Annotated in this window: 11 protein-coding genes; 7 read left to right on the top strand and 4 right to left on the bottom strand. The window is 57.6% G+C overall.

Features of this window, described 5'->3' with window-relative positions; genetic code table 11:
• The 4 genes from NZ705_12140 to NZ705_12125 all read left to right on the top strand — a co-directional run.
• Positions 1 to 270, top strand: a 270-nt coding sequence (locus NZ705_12140; GenBank protein MCS7293693.1) for a hypothetical protein, incomplete at its 5' end; no start/stop codon positions are given.
• Positions 230 to 673, top strand: coding sequence for a DUF488 domain-containing protein (locus NZ705_12135; GenBank protein ID MCS7293692.1), 444 nt, complete (start codon positions 230 to 232; stop codon positions 671 to 673). The genes NZ705_12140 and NZ705_12135, both read left to right, overlap by 41 nt.
• A 10-nt stretch (positions 674 to 683) precedes the next feature.
• Positions 684 to 1,478, top strand: a complete 795-nt coding sequence (locus NZ705_12130) for a hypothetical protein (GenBank protein ID MCS7293691.1) — start codon at positions 684 to 686, stop codon at positions 1,476 to 1,478.
• 46 nt (positions 1,479 to 1,524) lie between these two features.
• On the top strand, positions 1,525 to 2,118 hold the full coding sequence (locus NZ705_12125; GenBank protein MCS7293690.1) for a hypothetical protein: 594 nt from the start codon (positions 1,525 to 1,527) through the stop codon (positions 2,116 to 2,118).
• Here NZ705_12125 and NZ705_12120 read toward each other — a convergent pair.
• Positions 2,082 to 2,396 (bottom strand): DUF760 domain-containing protein, encoded by a 315-nt coding sequence (locus NZ705_12120; GenBank protein ID MCS7293689.1) that lies wholly within the window; start codon positions 2,394 to 2,396, stop codon positions 2,082 to 2,084. The two genes, NZ705_12125 and NZ705_12120, sit on opposite strands and share 37 nt — an antisense overlap.
• A 95-nt stretch (positions 2,397 to 2,491) precedes the next feature.
• A complete protein-coding gene (locus tag NZ705_12115) occupies positions 2,492 to 3,139 on the bottom strand; it encodes an LON peptidase substrate-binding domain-containing protein (GenBank protein ID MCS7293688.1) in 648 nt (215 codons plus the stop codon).
• Between the two features lie 96 nt (positions 3,140 to 3,235).
• Here NZ705_12115 and hemB point away from each other — a divergent pair, with 96 nt between their 5' ends.
• The 3 genes from hemB to NZ705_12100 are packed head-to-tail and all read left to right on the top strand — an operon-like array spanning position 3,236 to position 5,730.
• Positions 3,236 to 4,222 (top strand): porphobilinogen synthase, encoded by a 987-nt coding sequence (gene hemB, locus NZ705_12110; GenBank protein ID MCS7293687.1) that lies wholly within the window; start codon positions 3,236 to 3,238, stop codon positions 4,220 to 4,222.
• Positions 4,223 to 4,264: 42 nt separating this feature from the next.
• Positions 4,265 to 4,732, top strand: coding sequence for a redoxin family protein (locus NZ705_12105; GenBank protein ID MCS7293686.1), 468 nt, complete (start codon positions 4,265 to 4,267; stop codon positions 4,730 to 4,732).
• On the top strand, positions 4,729 to 5,730 hold the full coding sequence (locus NZ705_12100) for an NAD(P)/FAD-dependent oxidoreductase (GenBank protein MCS7293685.1): 1,002 nt from the start codon (positions 4,729 to 4,731) through the stop codon (positions 5,728 to 5,730). Before NZ705_12105 ends, NZ705_12100 begins: the two co-directional genes overlap by 4 nt.
• 49 nt (positions 5,731 to 5,779) lie before the next feature.
• Here the strand turns inward: NZ705_12100 and psbC are convergent, their stop codons facing one another.
• On the bottom strand, positions 5,780 to 7,165 hold the full coding sequence (psbC, locus tag NZ705_12095) for a photosystem II reaction center protein CP43 (GenBank protein MCS7293684.1): 1,386 nt from the start codon (positions 7,163 to 7,165) through the stop codon (positions 5,780 to 5,782).
• Positions 7,149 to 7,341: photosystem II D2 protein (photosystem q(a) protein) (locus NZ705_12090; GenBank protein MCS7293683.1), on the bottom strand; the 193-nt coding region annotated here is incomplete at its 5' end. The genes NZ705_12090 and psbC, both read right to left, overlap by 17 nt.

Here is a 7,341-nt window from a genome sequence, read left to right as displayed (position 1 = left end):
TGTCCCCATCTTGTCCCCTACAACCTGGAAATCGCCCATATCCACAGCGATGGTTCACTGGAATATCACGAGGAATTGGAGGAACGCCTACTCCGACTCTATAACCGGTCGGACTGCCTGCCAGAGGGACAATTGTCCTTGTTTGGGGACCAACCGAATCGCGCTGAACGGTTGAAGGAGGCTTATTATCGCCAGGGATTAAAAATTGCCTACGTTGAGGGGGAAAACCATGACCCACATTCGACTCTTCACGATGGGGTTTACCCGTAAATCGGCGCAACAGTTTTTTGAAACGTTGAAGCAGGCGGGCGTGCAGCGCGTTATTGACACGCGGCTCCACAACACGTCCCAACTTGCAGGATTTGCTAAGCAACCGGATTTGCAATACTTTTTGGACAAAATCGCCCACATCCAGTACGAACACTGTCTTTCCCTGGCCCCCGCGCCTGCGATGTTTGACGGCTACAAGAAGAAGAAAATGTCCTGGTCCGCATACGAAAAAGCCTACCTGGAACTGATCGCCCAACGTCAGGTGGAAACCCTATTTACGCCTGACCAATTGCACAACGCCTGTTTTTTGTGCAGCGAAGATAAGCCTCACCATTGTCACCGACGTCTGGCGGCGGAGTATTTGCAGGCGCGGTTGAATAACCTGGAAATTATCCATCTTTAGGGCAACCGCCATGCGGCTCATTCTCTTGGCCAATTCCTACAAACACCAGGGGCGTTGTATCGCTGGCATTTCCCTAGATTCGGGGGAGTGGATTCGCCCAGTTTCCCCCGCTGACGATGGCCGGATTCCGACGGATGACCCCCATATCCCGGTGCCCGAGCTGCACCTTCTAGACATTGTCCATATTCCGGTTACCGATGCGCGGGGACCTGGTCACGAGCGAGAAAACCGGCTCTACACGACGGGGGCTTGGCGCGTTGAGGGTCGTGCTGAGGTCACGCACCTTCTCACCTATCGCGAATGGGAATTCCTTTACCCTAACTTCGGGCGCAAAATCCCCTACACCTACCTGGAAAAACAACGCCCTGTCCGCACCCTGCAACTGATTGAAGCGAAACAAATACGCTGGGAACGGAATGAATTTGGCAAGTGTCGCGCCTATATCCTGGACGACATTTTTGACTGCGCTGACATTGGTTTTAGTATTACTGATCCGGTGATTATCAGCAAATTGGAACAGGGCCAATCCATTAGTTCCCATTGCCTACTCTGCCTGAGTTTGAGTCAACCATTTCAAGGCCGTAATGATACCGAAAAAATGTGCTATCGCCTGGTGGCGGGGGTCATCGAACTGCTGCCGGAAATTGAGTTGATCGCCCAAGAAATGCAACGGGTGGGCTGGACCATTCCCCAGGGACGGGCCTACCTGCGACAACACTTTGCCAAGGAATCCCGGTATCAATTGACGGCGCTCGAGGCCCAAGCGTTTTTGGACGTTTTACGCCAGCTCCCCGCGCTTGAGTAGAAATACCGGTTGGAGTTCCGCGTAGGACGGCATTACACTGTATAATATGGCACTGCCTTTGCAAGAACCGGTTTGGGAGCGACAGCGCCGCGAACCTCAGGTTGCGTATCAGGCTTTCTGCCGCTATCGGGACATGGGGGCGCAACGACGGTTAGAGCTGTTGTTGCCCGCCTATCCCCTCAAGCGCTTGCAACGCTGGTATAGTCGCTGGCAATGGGTGGAACGGGCCGCCGCTTGGGACCAGCACCTGGCTATGCTCTGGCAACGGCACGCCCAGCAGTGTCAACAACACCGGCAGGAGGTCTGGCGGCAGCGGCGCGAGCAGTGGCGAGAAATGGAATGGGACTACGTGCGGGCTTTGCAGCGCAAGGTGGATGCCCTGCTCAGTCTGCCGGTGACCCGCCAGCGCACGGTCCGCGACGGTAAGACGGTGATCATCGAGCCAATGAATTGGAGCCTAGGGGACGTCGCCCAACTGGTGCAACTCATGAGTGAATTGGGACGTCGGACGCTAGGGAACACAGAACTCTCCCTCTCTCCACTGCTTACACTTTTGGCGACGCGCATGTCCCCCAGCGCCTATGGCGAACTGGTGCGGGCGCTTCAGGAGTTTGCACCGCCTGAGGGGTTGGATTCCTGAAGGCAATGGTCAAGGGCGTAGCGTTGCTCAACGTTGCGCAGGAAATAGCCGCTGATCATCGCCGAGGCCAGCAGTCGTCCCAAGCTCTCCCGGTCCACCGTAATCTGCACGTGAAAGTGTTCCGCTGGCAATTGCCCCAACAGACCAATGATGTTGCGCTCCATCACCTGCCGAGCTTCTGGGCTGCTGGGACGCGACAGTTGCTCGACGACCTCAGGTGGCAGGGATTGGACGTATTCCCACAACCCGTTGGTGCGCGGTTCGCTCAAGTCGGGCATAGGCATGGGTGCTCGTGGCTACTCTCCACTAAATTACAGTCTCTACTTATTACCCTAACAAACCCCACTGCCGACTCCAGTGGGCAAAACCGAACTCACAGGTTGGGTTCTGTCTTATCTTTGAAGACCTCCTTGAGGGCAGTGCGGGCGGCCAGATGACTGCGAGTGGACGCTAAAATTTCCGATTCTCGACGCAGCCGACTGGCCGTGTCCTGCATTTCTAACAGGGCTTGTTGCTCCAGCGGCGCCCCTTGAAAGTTGCTGGCCACCCAGTAGGAGAACTCCCGCGGCAGGGTGGGGTAGCGCTCCGGTAAGCTCACGTCCTGGTCGGTCAGTTTGGCGGAAAGTTGCACAACGTCGTACAGGAGTTGTCTAACTTCATCCGCCAGGGGCTGCAAATCCTCCGTGGGCGGTTGGTCTTCGATCCACTCCACCAGCGCCACCCGAAAGGGTTTTTCTCGCAGGTATTTCAACACCTGAAACCGCTGCTGTCCCAGGGTGAGAATCAGCATCCGGTCGTCGGGGAGCCGCTCGTAGCGCAGGATTTCAGCGCAGCAACCGACGTTGACCGGCCGCCCCTCCTGGGGGTTCCACATCAGCACGCCAAAGCGTCTGTCGGTTTCCAAGACGGTGGCCATCATCATCCGGTAGCGGTACTCGAAGATATGCAGCGGCAGCGGACAGCCGGGGAATAGGACCACCTCCGGCAGAGGGAACACAGGAAGTTCGCGCAGGCTGGACATGGGTGGAAACTGTTACGGGGTGTTAAGCGCTCTTTGACTACTGTAGCGCACCCGTGGGAAGCAGTAGAGTAGAGAGGGTTGTTCGTCAGGCGTTTTATGGAACTCACGTATCGTCCACGGCGGCTGCGGCGCACACCGGCCATCCGGCGGCTGGTTCAGGAAACCGTGTTGACCGCTGGCGATTTGATCTATCCGATGTTTGTGATGGAGGGAGACGGGGAGCCGATGCCGATTCCCTCGATGCCGGGGTGTTTTCGCTATCCCTTGCCGCGCCTGGTGCAAGAGGTCAAAACCGTCGCCGAGCTGGGAATTCCAGGGGTTGCGCTGTTTCCCGTGGTGCCCCCCGCCCAAAAGGACGACCAGGGCAGCGAAAGCTACAACCCCGAAGGACTGGTTCAACGCGCCGTGCGGGCCATCAAGGCGGCGGTGCCCGAGATATTGGTCTTTACAGATGTAGCGCTTGACCCATTTACCACCCACGGCCATGACGGGTTGGTGGACGACCAGGGGCGCATCCTGAACGATGAAACGGTGGAGGTGCTGGTGAAGATGGCCGTCTCCCAAGCGGCGGCAGGTGCGGATTTTGTCGCTCCTTCGGACATGATGGATGGGCGGGTGGGGGCCATCCGGCGCGCCTTGGACCAGGCGGGCTACACTGAAGTGGGGATTCTGGCCTATTCCGCTAAGTACGCCTCCGCCTACTACGGCCCGTTTCGGGATGCCTTGGACTCGGCCCCCAAGTTTGGCGACAAGAAGACCTACCAAATGGACTCTGCCAACGCCCGCGAGGCCCTCAAGGAAATTGACCTGGACGCGATGGAGGGGGCCGACATCGTCATGGTGAAACCGGCGCTGGCCTACCTGGATGTGATCTACCGGGTCAAACAACACACCTCTTTGCCGGTGGCAGCTTACAACGTGTCGGGGGAATACGCCATGGTGAAAGCGGCGGCGCAACAAGGGTGGATTGACGAGAAAAAGGTCATCTTGGAGACCTTGACAGCGATAAAACGGGCCGGAGCCGACATGATTCTCACCTACCACGCGGTGGAGGTGGCCCGCTGGCTGCAGCAGGTGGGTTAACGACGGCTGTGGTATGGTGGAAAAGTGAATATGTCGCGCCCTATGGCCTTAGGGGAGCGAGTTCCCGAGGTGGTGTTTAAGCTGCGGGTGCGGGATGAATCCTTGGGCGGTCCCAACCCGTTTCACTGGCGGGATGTGACGACCCAGGAGATTTTTGCAGGTAAGAAGGTGGCGCTGTTTGCGGTGCCGGGCGCGTTTACCCCCACCTGCTCTAGCCGTCGTTGGCCCTGCTACGAGGAACTCTACGATGAATTCCGAGCGCTGGGGATTGACGAAGTGATTTGCCTATCGGTGAACGACGCCTTTGTGATGAACCAATGGGGCCACAAGGTGTTTTTGTTGCCGGACGGGTCGAGGGAATTGGCCCGTAAGGACAACTTCGGGTTTGGGATGCGGTCGTGGCGCTATGCCATGTACGTCAATGACGGCGTGACTTTCAGCGACGATTGCCCGCTGGACCCTCTGGAGGTTTCCGACGCCGATACCATGCTGTCTCCCGTCCTGCGATGAAACTCAACAGCCAGAATCTCCACGAGCGCTTGGACACCTGCTACGACGCCATCATTGCCGGCGGCGGCATGGGGGGTCTTTCGGCGGCCATTTACCTAGCTCGCTACGGTTTGAAATGCTTGGTGATTGAAAAGGGCAAAGGGCGCTCCCTGTGGATGCAAGAATTGCGCAATTATGTGGGTTTAGACCCGACTACACCAGGACGGGAAGTTCTCCGTCACGCCACTAACATGGCCCTGCACTGGGGAGCCGATTACCTGCGGGGATTTGTGGACGGGGTGACTGACTGCGGCGACCATTTTGAGGTGCAGGTCAAGATCGGCAAAACCAACCCTAAGTTTGCCACCTTTAGGGGAACCTATCTCATTGCTGCTACGGGGATTATTGACATCTTGCCCCAGTTAGACGATATGCAAAATGTTTACGAATTTGCGGGCTACACGTTGCACGTGTGCATGATTTGCGATGGGTTTGATATGTGGGACCAGAAGGCCATCCTGATTGCTGGCAAAGAGTCCCAAATCGAAGCGGCATTTGTGCTCAGTTGGTTTACGCCCTATATCACGGTGTTAACCCACGGGTTATTTCCCGTCAGCGATGAAATGAAAGCACGGTTGAAAGCCTGCGGCTATCCCCTGATTGAAACGCCAATTGCCCGTTTTCTGGGGGAAAACCACCAGTTGCAGGGGGTGGAATTCGTAGATGGCACCCGCATTGAATGCACCACTGGCTTAATCAATATGGGTGCGAAGTACTACAACCATTACCTTAAAAACATTCCTGAACTGACCTGGGATGGGGAAAACCTGGTGACGGACGAATTTTGCCAGACCACTCACCCTCGCATCTTTGCCGTGGGCGACCTGAAAAAGGGTCTCAACCAGGTGGCAATTGCGGTGGCGGATGGATGCCTGGCGGCTACGAAAATCTGGCGCAATATCCGGCGCTCGCGTCCCCCGCGCGTCTGGGCTGAGCATCTACCGGCAACGGCCCAATAAAAAACCCCCAGGAGCGACCCCAGGGGTTCAACCAAGGCTAGTGAAGAACCTAGTCCAGCGGTTTCATCGAGAACACTGGCTCGGCTTTGCGGTCGATGCCCTTTTCAAAACCGGCAGCCGCCGCCCGCGCCCGACCTGCATGCCATAGGTGCCCGATCAACATGAAGAAGGCCAGGATGAAGTGGGAGGCGGCCAACCAGGCTCGTGGCGACACGTAGTTCACCGAGTTGATTTCGGTCGCCACCCCACCCACCGAGTTGATCGAACCCAGAGGCGCATGGGTCATATATTCGGCAGCCCGCCGTTCTTGCCAGGGTTGAATGTCATTTTTCAGCTTGTTCAGGTCCAAGCCGTTCGGTCCCCGCAGCGGTTCCAACCAGGGGCCACGGAAGTCCCAGAACCGCATCGTTTCACCCCCGAAGATGATTTCCCCGGTAGGCGAGCGCATCAGGTACTTCCCAAGACCGGTCGGACCCTGCGCCGATGCAATATTCGCCCCCAGCTTCTGGTCCCGAATCAAGAAGGTCAGGGCCTGCGCTTGGGATGCTTCTGCCCCCGTCGGACCGTAGAACTCGCTGGGATAGACCGTGTTGTTGTACCAGACCATGAACGAGGCGATGAAGCCCATCAGGGATAGGGCACCCAGGCTGTAGGACAGGTAGGCTTCCCCAGACCAAATCAAGGCCCGCCGCGCCCAGCCAAACGGGGTGGTCAGGATGTGCCAAATCCCGCCAGCAATGCACAGGAAGCCGACCCAGATGTGGCCGCCAATCACATCTTCCATGTTGTCCACCCCCACAATCGAGCCGGCGCCCCCAAAGGGTGACCGCAGCACATAGCCAAAAATCACCCGCGGGTCCAGCGTTGGGTTAGTAATCACCCGCACATCGCCACCGCCGGGCGCCCAGGTGTCATACACACCCCCTAGGAACATGGCTTTGACCACCAGCAACAGGGCACCCAACCCCAGCAGGATCAGGTGAATCCCCAGGATGGTAGTCATCTTGTTCTTGTCGCGCCAGTCGTAGCCAAAGAAGGGGAAGGATTGCTCCAGGGTATCCGGCCCAACCAGCGCGTGGTACAGGCCGCCAAAGCCCAGCACCGCTGAAGAGACGAGGTGGAGTACCCCTGTCACAAAGTAGGGCGTGGTATCCACCACTTCACCACCGGGGCCAACCCCGTACCCCAACGTCGCCAGGTGGGGCAGCAGGATCAACCCCTGCTCGTACATCGGTTGGTTGGGGTTGAAGTGGGCCAGTTCAAACAGGGTCATCGCTCCCGTCCAGAAGACGATCAACCCTGCATGGGCCACGTGCGCCCCCAGTAACTTGCCAGACAGTTCAATGAGCCGGGCATTGCCTGCCCACCAGGCATAACCAGTGGACTCCTGATCCCGGCCACCGACGACAAATCCAGGACTATAGAGCGTTTCCACGGGGCAATACCTCCTCGGGGAACACAAAGTTCTCGTGCGGTTGGTCCATGGGGGCCATCCAAGCCCGGATGCCTTCGTTCAACAAGATGTTCTTGGTATAGAAGGTTTCAAATTCGGGGTCTTCCGCTGCCCGCAGCTCTTGGGACACGAAGTCATAGGCCCGCAGGTTTAGCGCC

Origin of the sequence: Gloeomargarita sp. SKYB120, from assembly GCA_025062155.1 — a bacterium.
GTDB lineage: Bacteria > Cyanobacteriota > Cyanobacteriia > Gloeomargaritales > Gloeomargaritaceae > Gloeomargarita.
The sequence above is the reverse complement of the archived record's forward strand: the minus strand, read 5'-3'. Positions and strand labels throughout refer to the sequence as shown.

Coding starts and splice junctions, on each gene's coding strand:
- NZ705_12115 (MCS7293688.1), bottom strand. CDS start 3,139: ATGTCCAGCCTGCGCGAACTTCCTGTGTTCCCTCTGCCGGAGGTGGTC.
- NZ705_12130 (MCS7293691.1), top strand. CDS start 684: ATGCGGCTCATTCTCTTGGCCAATTCCTACAAACACCAGGGGCGTTGT.
- NZ705_12120 (MCS7293689.1), bottom strand. CDS start 2,396: ATGCCCGACTTGAGCGAACCGCGCACCAACGGGTTGTGGGAATACGTC.
- NZ705_12125 (MCS7293690.1), top strand. CDS start 1,525: ATGGCACTGCCTTTGCAAGAACCGGTTTGGGAGCGACAGCGCCGCGAA.
- NZ705_12100 (MCS7293685.1), top strand. CDS start 4,729: ATGAAACTCAACAGCCAGAATCTCCACGAGCGCTTGGACACCTGCTAC.
- NZ705_12105 (MCS7293686.1), top strand. CDS start 4,265: ATGGCCTTAGGGGAGCGAGTTCCCGAGGTGGTGTTTAAGCTGCGGGTG.
- hemB (MCS7293687.1), top strand. CDS start 3,236: ATGGAACTCACGTATCGTCCACGGCGGCTGCGGCGCACACCGGCCATC.
- NZ705_12135 (MCS7293692.1), top strand. CDS start 230: ATGACCCACATTCGACTCTTCACGATGGGGTTTACCCGTAAATCGGCG.